We start from the raw sequence: 13,970 nt of genomic DNA, 5'->3' as shown, positions 1-13,970 counted from the left end.
CGCAACTGGATGGGCACCGCCTTCGGCGGCGCACGCGGCCGCACCGACGTGCCGAAGATCGTCGACTGGTACATGCAGGGCAAGATCCAGATCGACCCGATGATCACCCACACCATGCCGCTCGAAGACATCAACAACGGCTTCGAGATGATGCACAAGGGTGAAAGCATCCGCGGCGTGGTCGTGTACTAAGCCATGAAAACCACCTCGATCGACAAGTCTTACGGCGGCACTCAGGGCGTCTATATCAATCGCTCCGAGGCCTGTGACTGCGACATGACCTTTGCGGTGTTCGTGCCGCCGCGGGCAGCCGAGGGCAAGCGCCCGGTTCTGTGGTACCTGTCCGGCCTGACCTGCACGCATGCCAATGTCATGGACAAGGGCGAGTATCGGCGGCTTGCCGCCGAGCTCGGGCTGATCGTCGTCTGCCCGGATACCAGCCCCCGCGGGGATCACGTTCCCGACGAGCCCGACAATTGGCAGTTCGGCAAGGGCGCCGGCTTTTATGTTGATGCCACCGAGCCGCCGTTTTCGGCGAATTATCGCATGTACAGCTACATCACCGACGAGCTGCCGCGCCTGCTTGCCGCGGAATTCCCCGTCGACATGGATCGCCAGGGGATCTTCGGCCATTCGATGGGCGGTCATGGCGCGATCACCATCGCGCTCAAGAACCCCGACCGGTTCCGCAGCTGCTCGGCCTTCGCGCCGATCAGCCACCCCTCGGTTTCCGGCTGGTCGAAACCGGCCTTGCGGAAATATCTCGGCGCCGACGAAAACACCTGGCGGGCCTATGACACCTGCTCGCTGATCGAAGACGGGCATCGCTTCCCCGAGCTCTTGGTCGACCAGGGGACGGCGGACAGCTTCCTGGAGGATGGGCTGCGTCCCGATGAACTCCGGCAGGCCTGCGAGGCGGCGGGTATTCCCCTCAGGCTGCGCATGCAAGAAGGCTACGGACACTCCTACTTTTTTATTTCGACATTCATGGACGATCATCTGCGCTGGCACGCGCAGAGGTTGGAGAACTGATTTTAGCGAGCTCGGCCGGGCATAACGCAAACGGCCAGGGAGGAAGGGAGACAAGCAATGAGCAGCATAGCCATTCATCCGGCAGTGGATTCAGGCTTTCGAGCGACTGACGCTGCTTTCACAGGCGGGACGCTCGTGTGCAAATGCACGAGTAATCCCGTCAAGGTCAGGATCAAGGGCGATATCGCCCACAATCACGCCTGCGGCTGCACCAAGTGCTGGAAGCCAGAGGGAGCGGTCTTTTCGGTCGTGGCGGTCGCCCCGACCGAGAGCGTCGAGGTGCTGGAGAACGGCGACAAGCTCGCCATCGTCGATCCTGCTGCCTTGATCCAACGGCACGCCTGCAAGCAATGCGGCGTGCATATGTACGGGCCGGTCGAGCGCGAACATCCGTTCCAGGGATTGTCATTCGTCCATCCGGAGCGCTTCCAGGAAAGCGGCTGGGCCAAGCCCACCTTTGCCGCCTTCGTCTCATCGATCATCGAAAGCGGCTTCGATCCCGCCAAGATGGACGCGGTCAGGGCGCAGCTGAAGGCTTCGGGCCTCGAACCTTATGATTGCCTGTCGCCCGGCCTGATGGACTATATCGCGACCTGGACTGCCAAGAAGAGCGGTGTGCTCGCCGCCTGAATTTCCCGGGGAGCGCCGACCCCGGTGCTCCCCGATCAAGTCGGGCACTGGACGATAGACGTTCCATGTTGCCCCAGCGCTCCGCCGGTTTGTCCGCGGCGCTTCCGACGTCCGATAATCTGCCGCGACGCCGGCTTTTCCACACTTTGCTACGACAATCAGCTTGGAGAAGACTGCGCGATGCGTCGAGCGCCGCGGGGCCTGCGCACTCACATCCGCGGATGGCTCCGTCTTCGATCATCGCAACTGTCGTGGCGCCGAGGGAATTGTGTTTTCGTCGAATACTAGTTGTGTACGCAAAGTACACAATTGTTGACTCCTGCCGGGAGGCGTGTCATCGTCCCCGTCGTAGAGCAACGAATGGCTGGAAATCGACGATGGCGAAGACACCGAAGAGCAATCTCTACGAAGATCTGAAACGCCAGATTCTGACGATGGAACTGGACCCGAACACTGATCTGGACGAGGCCAGTTTGAGCGAAAGGTACGGGCTTTCCCGGACGCCGGTGCGGGACATATTCCGCCGTCTTGCCGGAGAGGGGTATATCGATATCCGCGAAAACAGGGGTGCGCGGGTCATCCCGATGAACCACTCGACGCTGCGGAATTTCTTCCTCGTTGCGCCGATGATCTATGCGGCGGTCGGCCGTCTCGCCGTGCAGAATTTCAAGCCCGCACAGCTTGCCGAGCTGAAACAGACGCAGGAACGGTTCCGCGCCGCCAGCCAGAATGCGGACGCTCTGGCGATGGTGCTGGAGAACAATCGCTTTCACGAAATCTTTGGCGAGATGTCGGGCAACGTCTACATGCAGCCGAGCCTCGGCCGGCTGCTCATCGACCACGCGCGCATCGGCCACACGTTTTTCCGGCCGAAAAACGAGGATATGAGGCGGCGGCTTCGACTGGCCGTCGAACATCACGACGGCTTTATCGCAGCGCTCGACGCTCACGACGAGGATGCCGTCGTCGATCTCGTTTTTGAACACTGGGAATTGTCCCGCGAGAACATGGAGATGTTCATCGCTCCGCAGGGCCTCAAGGCGGACGCCTTCGTGGGCGGTCCAGCCACGCAAATATTGGAGAAGTCGCCGTGAAATTTGAGGGGATCTACACGCCGGCGGTAACGCCGCTCGATCGCAATGGTCAGATTGACCGGGCGGGATTTGCCGCCGTGCTCGAGTCGCTGATCGAAGCGGGCGTCCACGGCATCATCGTCGGCGGCTCGACGGGCGAATATTACGCGCAGAGCAGTCAGGAGCGTTTCGAACTCGCGGCCTATGCGAAAGAGGTCATCGGCACGCGGCTGCCGCTCATCATCGGGACCGGCGCCACGCGCACCGAGGATTCGGTCGAATATGCCAGGGCGGCAAAGGAAATCGGCGCGGATGCGATCCTGGTGTCGTCGCCGCCCTATGCGTTGCCGACCGAACGAGAGAATGCCGTTCACGCCCTGACGGTCGATCGCGCCGCCAACCTGCCGATTATGCTCTACAACTATCCCGCCCGCATGGGTGTGGTGATGGGCGAGGAGTATTTCTCGCGCGTCGGCAAGTCGAAGAACGTCGTCGCCATCAAGGAAAGCTCGGGCGACATGGGCAACCTTCACCGGCTCGCCCGCAAGTTTCCGCATATTTCGTTGTCCTGCGGCTGGGACGACCAGGCGCTCGAATTCTTCGCCTGGGGTGCGAAGAGCTGGGTCTGCGCCGGCTCCAACTTCCTGCCGCGCGAGCATGTCGCCCTCTATGAGGCCTGCGTTGTCGAGAAGAATTTTGACAAGGGCCGGGCGATCATGAGCGCGATGCTGCCGCTGATGGACTTCCTCGAATGCGGGAAATTCGTCCAGTCGATCAAGCACGGATGCGAGATCATCGGCCTCAAAGCCGGCCCCGTGAGAGCGCCGCTGCGCGGACTGAACTCCGAAGAGAAAAGAACCCTTGAGACCGTCGTTTCCACGTTGAAGCGCACGATCGGCCAGATCACGTCGGGAGCCAACCATGCATGAACCTTTGACCGCAACCGAATACAAGGCGATTGCCGCCGGTCTTCAACTTCCGACTAACGCCTTCATCGATGGCGCATTCCGTCCGGCAAATTCCGGCAAGACTTTCACCTCGACCAATCCCGCCACCGGCGAGGTCCTGGCCGAAATCGCAGCCTGCGATTCCAGTGACGTCGATTTCGCCGTTGAGAAGGCGAGAGAGGCCTTTGAAGACGGGCGCTGGCGGCTCCGCTCGCCAGGCGAGCGCAAGGAAGTGCTGCTGAAGCTTGCCAAGTTGCTGGAGCGCAACAGGCACGAACTCGCCGTCATGGAAAGCCTCGACAGCGGAAAACCGGTCCGCGAATGCCAGACCGTCGACGTTCCCGATACCATTGATACGCTGCGCTGGCATGCGGAACTGATCGACAAGCTCTACGACAACACCGCTCCTGTCGGCGCAAACGCGTTGACGATGATCGTGCGTGAGCCGATCGGCGTCGTCGGCTGCGTGCTGCCGTGGAATTTCCCGCTGCTAATGCTCGCCTGGAAGATCGGCCCGGCGCTTGCCGCCGGCTGCTCGGTTATCGTCAAGCCGGCGCAGGAAACGACGCTCACGACGCTGCGCGTCGCCGAACTCGCCCTCGAAGCCGGCATTCCGGCCGGTGTCTTCAACGTCGTCACCGGTTCCGGCCGCGAAGTCGGCGAGCCGATCGGCCTGCATATGGATGTCGATATGGTGGCCTTCACCGGCTTGACGCCGACCGGCCGCCGCTTCCTGCGCTATGCGGCGGATTCGAACCTCAAGAAGGTCGTGCTCGAATGCGGCGGCAAGAACCCTGCCGTCGTTCTCGACGATGCCGAGGACCTCGATCTCGTCGCCGAGCAGGTCGTCAACGGCGCCTTCTGGAACATGGGCGAGAATTGCTCGGCCACCTCGCGCCTCATCGTCCATGCCAAGGTCAAGGACGAGCTGATGAAGCGCATCGGCGCCTATATGCGCGAATGGAAGACAGGCGATCCGCTCGATCCGGAAAACCGTATCGGCGCGCTCGTCAGCAAGTCGCACTTCGAGAAAGTCAAATCCTTCCTCGACGATGCCAAGACGGAGAAGCTGTCGGTCACCCAGGGCGGCGAAACCTATAATGGCATCTTCATCGAGCCGACGCTGGTCGAGGATGTGACGCCGACGAGCCGCCTTTTCCAGGAAGAGATCTTCGGGCCGATCCTGTCGGTCACGACATTCAACACGCTCGCCGAGGCAACCGCATTGGCCAACGACACCAATTACGGCCTGACGGCATCCGTCTATACGGGCAGCCTACGCAATGCGATCCGGCTGACCCGCGACATCCGCGCCGGCCTGATCACCGTCAACTGCTTCGGCGAAGGCGACGCCACCACACCGTTCGGCGGCTACAAGGAGTCCGGCTTCGGCGGCCGCGACAAGTCGGTCTTCGCTCACGACAATTATTGCGAACTCAAGACCATCTGGATCGACATATCCGAACGGTCGGTCGACGAGACGATCCGATGAGCCGCCATGTGATCAAGCACCTGCCGACCGACACCGGCGTTTCGGGATGGGAGGCGACCAGCGAACGCACCTTTCCCATCGCGGCGCTTGAGCACGACGTTACGGCAGACTGGCTGATCATCGGCGGCGGATTTGCCGGTCTGTCCGCGGCGCGCCGCCTCTCGCAATCGCGGACCAAGGACAAGATCGTCATCCTGGATGCGCGTGAGCTCGCCAAGGGGCCGGCCGGAAGGAATTCCGGCTTCATGATCGACGTGCCGCATAATCTATCCTCGGGCGAGTATTCGGTCGCCGACGAAGCGGCGACGAAGGACGAGATTCGCCAGAACCGTCTGGCGATCTCCTTCGCGGCCGATGCTGCAGCCGAATATGGCCTGTCGCGCGAGACCTTCGATCCGGCTGGCAAGGTGAATGCCGCGGCCTCCGAGCGGGGGATGGGACTGAACGACAATTACCGAAAGTCGCTCGAAAAGATCGGCGAGGAACATCGTGTTCTCGATGCAGCTCAGATGCTCGACATGACCGGCTCGCGTTATTATCTCGGCGGTCTCTATACTCCGGGTGCGGTGATGATCCAGCCGGCCGACTATATTCGCGGCCTGGCGCGGGGGATTTCCTCCAAGGTGATCATCCACGAGCACTCGCCGGTCCTGGAGCTTGCCCGTGAGGGCCGGACCTGGAAGGCCAAGACGGCCCGCGGCTCGGTTTCGGCGCCCAAGGTCATTCTGGGGGTAAACGGCCATATTCAGAGCTTCGGCCACTTCCGGGGCCGGCTGATGCACATCTTCACCTATGCGTCGATGACATCGGCCTTTTCCCAGAACGAATTCGGTGGCGATGTCACCGGCGTCGATCGTTGGGCGCTGCTGCCGGCCGATCCCATGGGCGCAACGGTGCGCAAGCTCACCAAAGACGGGCTTTCCAGGATCGTCGTCCGGACGAGGTTCACCTACGACCCGAGCCTCAAAGTGTCGGAGAAGCGGGTCGCCGGCATCGCCGCCGAACAGCGCCGGTCGTTCGATGCCCGTTTCCCCGGGCTGGAGCGCCTGCCGATGGAATACAGCTGGGCGGGCGCGCTCTGCCTCAGCCGAAACCATGTTCCGGCGTTCGGCGAGGTCGAGGAAGGACTTTTCTCCGCCTGCTGCGAGAACGGTCTCGGCACCGTCAAGAGCACGCTTGCCGGGATCATGGCGGCGGATCTTGCGACAGGAGTGGCCGGCCCGGAGCTCGACAAATTCAAGAACCAGCCGGAACCGACGAGATTGCCTCCCGAGCCGATCGCTTGGCTGGGCATCAACTCGGTCATCCGCTTTCAGGAATTGCGTGCGGGCCGCGAGGGATGATCCCTGGTCGCGGAAAATGAAGAGCACCGCCTGCAGATTTCGATGGAGAAGGGACGAAAGCTAGGAGTAATAACAATGAAAACTTCGTGGGAGGCTTTCTGCGAGACGGCAGCGATCTTGTTCAAGATCCGTCCTCCCTTTGCGCTTCCGACCATCATGGCGGATCAAGCTGAGCCTAACGACGGCGTCCGGCGTGGCCGTCGTCGTGGGCATTGCGGGTTCAGGCCGGCTCGAAGGAATGTTCTGCGGCGCGATCAGGACGGTCGATATCGCGACCTCAATCATGCAGCAATCGCCATCGTGCTATTGACCACGGTGACTGACCGAATATGGCAGAGCGCCGCTCACTTGGGGAATTGGAAGGAAGTCATGAATAGTTTGGACTTGCAGTTTCCGCCCGGCGCTTTCCTGATGCCGGCCGTCGGCTGGCTCCACATGGCAGGAGATGAACATGCGAGCTGAGCAGCATCGGGTGGCTGACGATGGCGCAAAGCAGGCAGCGCGACTCAAAGTGGGGTTCGTTCTGTCGCGTTCCTTCACGCTGTCGGCCTTCGCCTTATTCGTGGATACGCTCAGGCTTGCCAGCGACGAACAGGATCGTTCCGGAAGGGTGCTTGCCGACTGGCAGGTGATAGGCAGCACGCGGCATCTTATTACCTCCAGCTGCGGCGTCCAGGTGGCGCCGACCTCGGATTTTGTCGACCCGTCAAGGTTCGATTATATCGTGGTCGTCGGCGGCCTGCTGACGGTCGAAAATCCCGTCGACCAGCAGACAATCACCTTCCTGCGGCAGGCAGATGCGAAGAAGGTGCCGCTGATCGGCGTGTGCACCGGTTCGTTCATCCTGGCAGAGGCGGGCCTGATGAAACGGCACGAATCCTGCGTCAGCTGGCTGCATTACAAGGAGTTTCGGGAGCGCTTTCCGGAGCTTGCCGTCCGCTCCGACCGGCTCTTCAATCTCGACCGGCAGCGCGGGTCCTGCGCCGGCGGCAGCAGCGCTGCCGACATGGCGGCATTGCTGGTGAGGAAGTACATCAGCCGCGACGCCGAAAGGAACGCGCTTGAGGTGCTTCAGATCGAGAAGGCTCGAACGCCATCGGATATTCAGCCGCGGCGTCCGCTCTATGATGACTATGACGACGCCCGCGTCAAGGCGGCGATGATTACCATGGAGCAGTTCGTCGACGGCAGCATGCCGATCGAGAAGCTTGCCGCCATGGTCGGGCTCTCGCGGCGGCAGCTGGAGCGGATCTTCATTGAAAAGACGGGAATGTCGCCCGCCAAGGCCTACAATCGGGTACGCATGGAACGGGCAAAATCGATCCTCGCCCAGTCGAAGGCGCCGCTCATCGAGATCGCGCTCGACGTCGGCTTCGAAAACGCCTCGCAGTTCACGCGGACGTTCAAGCGCACATTCGGGCAGACGCCCTCGCAGCATCGTGCGGCCGCCTTGAGAGCACACTGAAGCGTCAGTATATCCGGGCAGTTCCCGTATCGAAGACTGACGCGGTGTCGCTCAGCGTTCGATGACGAGATCGCTGAGCGGCTTCGAGCAGCAGGGCAGGAAGAAGCCGGCATCGATCTCCCTCTGGCGGATACCGCCATTGTGGTTCATGTCGACCGCGCCTGAGGTGAGCTTCGACTTGCAGGTGCCGCAGACGCCATTGGCGCAGGAGTAAGGGATCCTGACGCCCGCCTTCTTCGCGCAGGAGAGCACGCTCTGGTCGCCTGTGACCTCGATGCTGCGGGCCTGCTTCGGGAAGGTGACCTGGAAGACCTTGGCGGATGCTTCCTGGATCGCGGGGATTTCAGGCGCGTCGATGACGGCGGCGTCGAAGCTTTCTTCGAGATAGTGCGCGGCGGGAACGCAGAGTTCGGCGGCAATGCCCCGCGCTGCCGCCATGAACGGCGCGGGGCCACAGCACATTACGGTTCGTTCGGCGATATCGGGAACCGCCAGCCTGACATAATCCGCCGAAATGCGGCCGGTGAGCCCGGACCAGGAGGGCTCGCCTGCAACCGTTTCCGGCAGGAAATGCAGCCGCAGCCCCTTCAGCCTGCGGGCGATGCAGGCGAGTTCGTCGCGGAAGATCAGATCGAGCGGCGTGCGCGCCGCATGCATGAAGGCGACGTCGGCCGGCGCGCAGCTGTCGGCGAGTTCACGAAGAATGGACATGACGGGCGTAATGCCGGAGCCGCCGGAGAGCAGCAGAAGCTTCGGCTTCGATGCCTCGGACCGGACGAAATGGCCGAGGGGGCCGTTCGCCTTGACCGACGCCCCCGGCACCAGCGTGTCGTGAAGCCAGTTGGAGATCTTGCCGCCGGGAACGCGCTTCACCGTCACCGAGAAGGCGTTCGTGCGGTGCGGCGAGGAGGAGATGCTGTAGCACCGGCTCTCAGGCTCGCCGTTGTGCTCGAGGTCGAACAGGAAATACTGGCCGGCCTTGAAGGCGAAACGCTTGCCGTCAGGAGAGGCGAAGGTGAAGGTCTTGACGTCATGGGTCTCCTGCTGCACGTCGAGGCAGACGAGTGTGTCGTCTTCCTCCGGATTCCAGACGTCGTGACGGGTTGCCTTTGCGAGCGGCGCTTGCGGGTTCCTAGTATCCATGAGCGCGCATCCGGTCGATGTACCAGGTGGCGAACTTGTCGAGGTTCGTCTCGGAGAAGCGGGAATAGGGACCTGGCTGATAAGCAGGATCGAGAGCGCCGGCATGGGAGCGAGCGACGAGGTCGGCGTCCTGATCCGTCGTTGCGACCCAGACATCCGTCAGCTTGTCGAAGTCGTAATCGACCCCTTCGACGGCGTCCTTGTGGACCAGCCACTTGGTGCGGACCAGCGTCTTGCCGGCCGACAGCGGGATGACGATTGCCACGACGGCATGGTCGCCCATGAAATGATTCCAACTGTTATGGCCCCAGAGATGGATGTCGCCGAGATCCTTGCGGGTCATCTGCCCGAGCAGCTTGGAAGAGGCGGCGGTGGCGTCATGCGTCTGGGATTCGCCGGCGCCAGCGATGATCAGCCGCTGCGTGCGGAAGTTGGTGGCGCAGTCGGCGAGCTGCTCGATGGCGGCGGATGGGAAGCCATCGGCTTCCCATGCCTGGGTGCGTTCCTCGTAAAGCCGGAAATGCTCCTCGGCCTGTTCCCGGTCCTCGGGGCTCAGCGCTTCGGGATCGAAGCCGAAATCGAGATCGACGAAGGAGACGCAGAGCTCTGGATGGTTCGCGGAGCAATGATAGCACTCGCGATTGTTCTCCATCGTCAGCTTCCAGTTGCCGTCCTCGATGACGTCGGTCTGGTGGGCGATCTTGGCGTTACGGATGTCGTAGGGCGCGAGACGCTCGACCATCGCCTGCTCGAGGCCGGCAATGTCCTCGGGCGGATTGTCGGACAGGCAGACATAGATCAGGCCGCCGATCGATTTGAAGCCAACCGGCTTCAGACTGTGACAGTCCTTTTCGAAATCCTTGCCCATATGGGGGGCATAGCTGAGCTCGCCCGTCAGTTCATAGGTCCAGGTGTGATAGGGACAGACGAGCTTCGAGACGATTGTCTTGCCCGGATTGAGAAGACGGGAGCCGCGATGGCGGCAGACATTGTGCAGCACGCGGATTTCGCCGTCGTCGTCGCGCAGCAGGATCAGGCTCGTCTTACCGATGTCGACGACGATGGCGTCGCCGGGCTCCGGAACATCGCAGTCGAGGCCGACGCAGATCCAGTGCTTGTGGAAGAAGACATCGATATCCGCTTCGAACACGTCTTCGCGGATGTAGAGCCCGGCCGGCAGCGAATGGCCGTCCGCGCGGGAGTCGAGAAGTGCCGAAATGGAAGAAGGAAGCCTGTTTAGCATGAGAACCCCTTATGTGAGAGTTTCGCTAGATTGCTGTTGCGGCGCGGGGCTTTCAACGGCATAAAAAATCACGCTCACATAATATTTTCTCATGTGAATAGGATTTCGAGATGCAGTTTCGAAGACGGCTCCCGTCGCTGACGGCGCTGGTGACGCTGGAAGCGGTGCTGCGCAGGAAAAGTTTCACGCTGGCAGCGACGGAGCTCGGCGTCACTCAGGCGGCCGTCAGCAGGCAGATTGCATCGCTAGAGGAGGAGCTCGGCCAGACGCTGTTCCTGCGCAAGCACAGGGCGATCGAACCGACGCCGGCCTGCGTCAGCCTCGGCGCGACACTGGCGAAGAGTTTCGCCGATATCGCCGAGAGCGTGGAAGCGATCCAGTCGCGCAGCCAGGATGTGGTGACGATCGGCGCGACCGTCGCCTTCTCCTCTTTCTGGCTGCTGCCGCGGCTTGCCGAATTCCGCCGGGCCAATCCGGGCATTCTGGTGCGGGTGATATCTCAGGATAACCCGATCAGTCTTGATGACGGGGAGATCGACGTGGCGATCCGATACGGCGTGCCTCCCTTCAGTGATGGAACCGTCATTGCCTCGCGCGGCGACGTCGTCTGCCCCGTCTGCTCTCCCGACCACCTCCGGCGCCGGGGACATGGCCCGCTTGGCCCCGCCGACGAATTCATCGAGACAGATGTGCTCGATCGCTCCTGGTATGGCTGGGCGCAATGGGTGTCGCTGACCGGCGGTAATATCGAGATCAAGCCGTCGCTTCGCTTCAACCACTACACCGAAAGCATCGCGGCGGCGCGCGCGGGGCAGGGGATCGCCCTTGGCTGGCGCATGCTGATCGGCACTTTCCTGGAGGACGGAACACTGGTGCCGGCCTCGGAAACCGAGCTTGCCGCCGAAGGCCGCTACAATGTCATCGTGCCGATCAAAGCCAAGCGCAGCAATGCGCGCGATCTCGCCGCCGCCTGGCTGACGGCATCGCTGCACGGTTGATCAGAGGCCGAGGCCGGGGGTAGCCGTTCGATGAACGCCCTTCGGAACGAAGGCGAACTGATCCGCCAGGCCGAGGAAGTCGGCCGCTAGGTGAATGACCGAAAGCCACATTTCCGTTCCCTGCAGGCTCGGCTCGCCGCCGTCGGCGAATGGGAAACCTTCGCCATCCCACCATCTGTCGAGTGCCCTGGATATCAGACCGCGGGCGATCGCCTCGCCATCGGTCCGGCGGTAATCGGTCTGCCGCCCGATCAGCAGCAGCGGATGGATCGTGTCGAGCAGGTTACAGGCATTGTATTTCTCGGCAACGAAGCCTTTGTGGTTGCGATAATTCAGATGAACGGTCTCGATCGCGGCAAGCGGATGCGGAAGCGGCATGCCGAACTGGGCATAGGTGCCGCGCGTCAGGCGATAAAAACCGTTCACCGGCTGGAGCCATCCCTCCAGCGCCGTCGGCTCGCCCCAGAGGCCAGAGACGCCGTTGGCATTGCGGCTCAGCCATTCGAAGAGCGCCTGCCGCGGCCCTTTGATGCCGAAATACCTGGCGTTGAAATACATCGCGGTTCCGATAGCATCCACGACGCTACCGGCATGCCATGCCCTGCTCGACCAGGGCAGGGCGCTCAGCCATTGCTCCAGCTCCTGAGCATCGATCTGAACCGCCTGGATCGGGTGCTGTGGCCCGGAGCCGAGCAGCTCGAGCGCATAGCCGCTCGAGAGTACATTGTAGAGCGCCTTCGGATCTTCTCTCAACGCCCGGTCCTGTGCACGCGAATGCGCTTCCGGAAAGAGGCCCGTCTCCCGATCCTGAAGGCCCTGGAGACGCTCGACGGTTTGCGCCGCATCGAGCCCGGGCGGCAGCTGATCGAAGCCGGCGGCGATCTCGATGGCATCGCAGAGATGCCGGATCGCCGGCCGCCTCACGCCGTCCGCTTCCAGCGATTCATAGCCCTCAGGTGTCTTCCAGTGCGCAAGGATATCGGGCCATTGCTCTCTCGCCTTCTGCCCAAGTCTGACCAGCCGATTCTCGATCTCTCCTATCCCGGATTTCCTGGCCGGCGCGCCCCGGCTCCGCAGCACCTTTGCCGGTACGCCGCCGGCAATCGCAAGCGCAGGAATATCTTGGGTGACCACCGCTCCGGCGGCAATGACGGCGCCGTTGCCGATCGTGACGCCATCGAGGATCACGCAATTGGCGCCGATCCAGACATCGTTGCCGATGACAATCCCGAGGCTGACGACGCCCTGCCGGTGGATCGGCCGATCGGGATCGTCGAATCCATGATTGAAGCCGACGATCGATGCATGTGAAGCAATCCGCACGCCATTGCCACACGACACCTTGCCGGAAACGCAGGCATAGGGATTGATAGAGCAATCGTCACCGAGGATCACGTCGCCCCGGACAAGCGCATGCCCCGCAATCCAAGACCGCTCGCCCATCCTCAGGCTCTCGGTAAAGATCGCAGCATTTTCGGCGATGTAGGAGGTCTCGGCCAGTTCCGCGCCGCATGACCGCCTGAGCTCCGCCTTGCGGGCGAGGTGGGCGCGATGATCGAGATCTGCCGCAATGCGTTCCCAGGGGAGATATTGCAGCCTGCGCCCCTCCCTCTCGTCGCTCGCCGACACTTTCGGACTGTTGGCTTGGTCCATGTTGTTCCTCGCTCTCAGATTCAGGCGCTGAATTTCGGCTGAGCAGGACTGTCGGCAGCCGTCTTCCTTCACGAAAGGCTCGACCCGAACTTGCCCCAGCCTTCCTTGATCGTCTCCATCGCGACGTTGGTCGAGGTGTTGGCAACATGGGGCAGAGTCGAGATGCGCTCGCCGAGGACGCGGCGGTAGCGGCCGATGTCGCGGGTGCGGATCTTGAGGAGATAATCGAACCGGCCGGCGATCATATGGCACTCTTCGACTTCCCGGATCTTTTTGATGGCCTCGTTGAAGCTCTTCAGCGCATCCTCGCGGGTGTCGGAGAGCTTCACCTCGACGAAGGCGATGTGGTCGAGCTGCATTTTCGACGGATTGAGCACGGCCTTGAAGCCTTCGATATAGCCGTCGGCAATCAGCCGCTTGAAGCGGATCTGGCACGGTGTCTTCGAAAGCCCGACACGGGCGGCGAGATCGGTGATCGACAGCCTGCCATCCTCGGCGAGTGCCGCGAGGATCTTTCTGTCGAACTGGTCCAATTCACTAAAGAACTCGGTTTCTGTGGCCATTTGAACTCTCGTTGCACGAGTTATAAGTTCATACAGCTGGAAAGCCGTTGAAATCAAGTAAGATCGCGATTTGCGACTGTGGTAGATTATGCATCGGCAATGGGAGGAAGGGCGCGGCCGCTTGGCGCATTGCCGGGTCGATGGCTGCGACGCGCAAAGGGGAGATCACGGATGCATGAGAGAAAAGCGGATGGCGATCAAGAACCGGATCTGCTCGCTCACTACCGGCCGGTGGCAATAAGAGCGGTCGCGGCCGCATTCACCCTCAAGCGCGACAAGCGCAATGCACGTCCGCTTCGCGAGACGGAATATTCCGGCCCGATTTTCACGGACGATGCCACCTGGGATGATGAGCCCGGTGTTCCATTTATCCGTTAGACGCAACATT

13 protein-coding genes and 2 pseudogenes are annotated in these 13,970 nt (G+C 61.8%); 11 read left to right on the top strand and 4 right to left on the bottom strand.

From position 1 onward, the window contains the following. The 9 genes and pseudogenes from GGI60_RS17200 to GGI60_RS17160 form a co-directional block, all read left to right on the top strand. Positions 1-192: pseudogene (locus tag GGI60_RS17200) on the top strand (S-(hydroxymethyl)glutathione dehydrogenase); the annotation flags it as partial. Positions 193-195: 3 nt separating this feature from the next. Continuing rightward, complete coding sequence (gene fghA, locus GGI60_RS17195) at positions 196-1,032, top strand: S-formylglutathione hydrolase (RefSeq protein WP_183934817.1); 837 nt, start codon at positions 196-198, stop codon at positions 1,030-1,032. 57 nt (positions 1,033-1,089) lie between these two features. Beyond that, complete coding sequence (gene gfa, locus GGI60_RS17190; RefSeq protein ID WP_183934816.1) at positions 1,090-1,662, top strand: S-(hydroxymethyl)glutathione synthase; 573 nt, start codon at positions 1,090-1,092, stop codon at positions 1,660-1,662. Between the two features lie 377 nt (positions 1,663-2,039). Then, positions 2,040-2,756 (top strand): GntR family transcriptional regulator, encoded by a 717-nt coding sequence (locus GGI60_RS17185; protein WP_183934815.1) that lies wholly within the window; start codon positions 2,040-2,042, stop codon positions 2,754-2,756. Beyond that, positions 2,753-3,664: a dihydrodipicolinate synthase family protein gene (locus tag GGI60_RS17180; RefSeq protein WP_183934814.1), complete on the top strand. Its 912-nt coding sequence runs from the start codon at positions 2,753-2,755 to the stop codon at positions 3,662-3,664. Before GGI60_RS17185 ends, GGI60_RS17180 begins: the two co-directional genes overlap by 4 nt. Next, a complete protein-coding gene (locus GGI60_RS17175; protein WP_183934813.1) occupies positions 3,657-5,174 on the top strand; it encodes an aldehyde dehydrogenase in 1,518 nt (505 codons plus the stop codon). Before GGI60_RS17180 ends, GGI60_RS17175 begins: the two co-directional genes overlap by 8 nt. Then, entirely contained in the window at positions 5,171-6,517 is a 1,347-nt protein-coding gene (locus GGI60_RS17170) for an FAD-binding oxidoreductase (protein ID WP_183934812.1), read from the top strand. The genes GGI60_RS17175 and GGI60_RS17170 overlap by 4 nt, the downstream gene beginning before the upstream one ends. Positions 6,518-6,625: 108 nt before the next feature. Beyond that, a pseudogene (locus GGI60_RS17165) lies at positions 6,626-6,883 on the top strand (proline/glycine betaine ABC transporter permease); the annotation flags it as partial. An 85-nt stretch (positions 6,884-6,968) separates the two neighbouring features. After that, entirely contained in the window at positions 6,969-7,982 is a 1,014-nt protein-coding gene (locus tag GGI60_RS17160) for a GlxA family transcriptional regulator (protein ID WP_183934810.1), read from the top strand. 51 nt (positions 7,983-8,033) lie between these two features. On the opposite strand, the gene GGI60_RS17155 is transcribed toward GGI60_RS17160, so the two are convergent. Both GGI60_RS17155 and GGI60_RS17150 read right to left on the bottom strand, forming a co-directional pair. Then, complete coding sequence (locus GGI60_RS17155; protein ID WP_183934809.1) at positions 8,034-9,125, bottom strand: hybrid-cluster NAD(P)-dependent oxidoreductase; 1,092 nt, start codon at positions 9,123-9,125, stop codon at positions 8,034-8,036. Continuing rightward, positions 9,115-10,368 (bottom strand): SRPBCC family protein, encoded by a 1,254-nt coding sequence (locus GGI60_RS17150; RefSeq protein WP_183934808.1) that lies wholly within the window; start codon positions 10,366-10,368, stop codon positions 9,115-9,117. Before GGI60_RS17150 ends, GGI60_RS17155 begins: the two co-directional genes overlap by 11 nt. Before the next feature lie 110 nt (positions 10,369-10,478). On the opposite strand from GGI60_RS17150, the gene GGI60_RS17145 reads away from it, so the two are divergent. Continuing rightward, on the top strand, positions 10,479-11,366 hold the full coding sequence (locus GGI60_RS17145; protein WP_183934807.1) for a LysR substrate-binding domain-containing protein: 888 nt from the start codon (positions 10,479-10,481) through the stop codon (positions 11,364-11,366). Here the strand turns inward: GGI60_RS17145 and GGI60_RS17140 are convergent, their stop codons facing one another. Then, complete coding sequence (locus GGI60_RS17140; protein WP_183934806.1) at positions 11,367-13,019, bottom strand: acyltransferase; 1,653 nt, start codon at positions 13,017-13,019, stop codon at positions 11,367-11,369. Positions 13,020-13,087: 68 nt separating this feature from the next. Beyond that, positions 13,088-13,582 (bottom strand): Lrp/AsnC family transcriptional regulator, encoded by a 495-nt coding sequence (locus GGI60_RS17135; RefSeq protein ID WP_183934805.1) that lies wholly within the window; start codon positions 13,580-13,582, stop codon positions 13,088-13,090. A 171-nt stretch (positions 13,583-13,753) separates the two neighbouring features. Here GGI60_RS17135 and GGI60_RS17130 point away from each other — a divergent pair, with 171 nt between their 5' ends. After that, positions 13,754-13,960, top strand: coding sequence for a hypothetical protein (locus tag GGI60_RS17130; protein ID WP_183934804.1), 207 nt, complete (start codon positions 13,754-13,756; stop codon positions 13,958-13,960). Positions 13,961-13,970: the final 10 nt, after the last annotated feature.

Source organism: Rhizobium lentis, assembly GCF_014200175.1.
GTDB classification, from domain to species: Bacteria; Pseudomonadota; Alphaproteobacteria; order Rhizobiales; family Rhizobiaceae; genus Rhizobium; species Rhizobium mulingense.
This window is presented reverse-complemented; position numbering and strand designations above follow the sequence as displayed.

Excerpts from the sequence above, each read along its gene's own strand:
- GGI60_RS17130 (WP_183934804.1), top strand. The coding sequence starts at position 13,754 with ATGCATGAGAGAAAAGCGGATGGCGATCAAGAACCGGATCTGCTCGCT.
- GGI60_RS17155 (WP_183934809.1), bottom strand. The coding sequence starts at position 9,125 with ATGGATACTAGGAACCCGCAAGCGCCGCTCGCAAAGGCAACCCGTCAC.
- gfa (WP_183934816.1), top strand. The coding sequence starts at position 1,090 with ATGAGCAGCATAGCCATTCATCCGGCAGTGGATTCAGGCTTTCGAGCG.
- GGI60_RS17135 (WP_183934805.1), bottom strand. The coding sequence starts at position 13,582 with ATGGCCACAGAAACCGAGTTCTTTAGTGAATTGGACCAGTTCGACAGA.
- GGI60_RS17140 (WP_183934806.1), bottom strand. The coding sequence starts at position 13,019 with ATGGACCAAGCCAACAGTCCGAAAGTGTCGGCGAGCGACGAGAGGGAG.
- GGI60_RS17150 (WP_183934808.1), bottom strand. The coding sequence starts at position 10,368 with ATGCTAAACAGGCTTCCTTCTTCCATTTCGGCACTTCTCGACTCCCGC.
- GGI60_RS17145 (WP_183934807.1), top strand. The coding sequence starts at position 10,479 with ATGCAGTTTCGAAGACGGCTCCCGTCGCTGACGGCGCTGGTGACGCTG.
- GGI60_RS17170 (WP_183934812.1), top strand. The coding sequence starts at position 5,171 with ATGAGCCGCCATGTGATCAAGCACCTGCCGACCGACACCGGCGTTTCG.
- GGI60_RS17160 (WP_183934810.1), top strand. The coding sequence starts at position 6,969 with ATGCGAGCTGAGCAGCATCGGGTGGCTGACGATGGCGCAAAGCAGGCA.
- GGI60_RS17185 (WP_183934815.1), top strand. The coding sequence starts at position 2,040 with ATGGCGAAGACACCGAAGAGCAATCTCTACGAAGATCTGAAACGCCAG.
- GGI60_RS17175 (WP_183934813.1), top strand. The coding sequence starts at position 3,657 with ATGCATGAACCTTTGACCGCAACCGAATACAAGGCGATTGCCGCCGGT.
- fghA (WP_183934817.1), top strand. The coding sequence starts at position 196 with ATGAAAACCACCTCGATCGACAAGTCTTACGGCGGCACTCAGGGCGTC.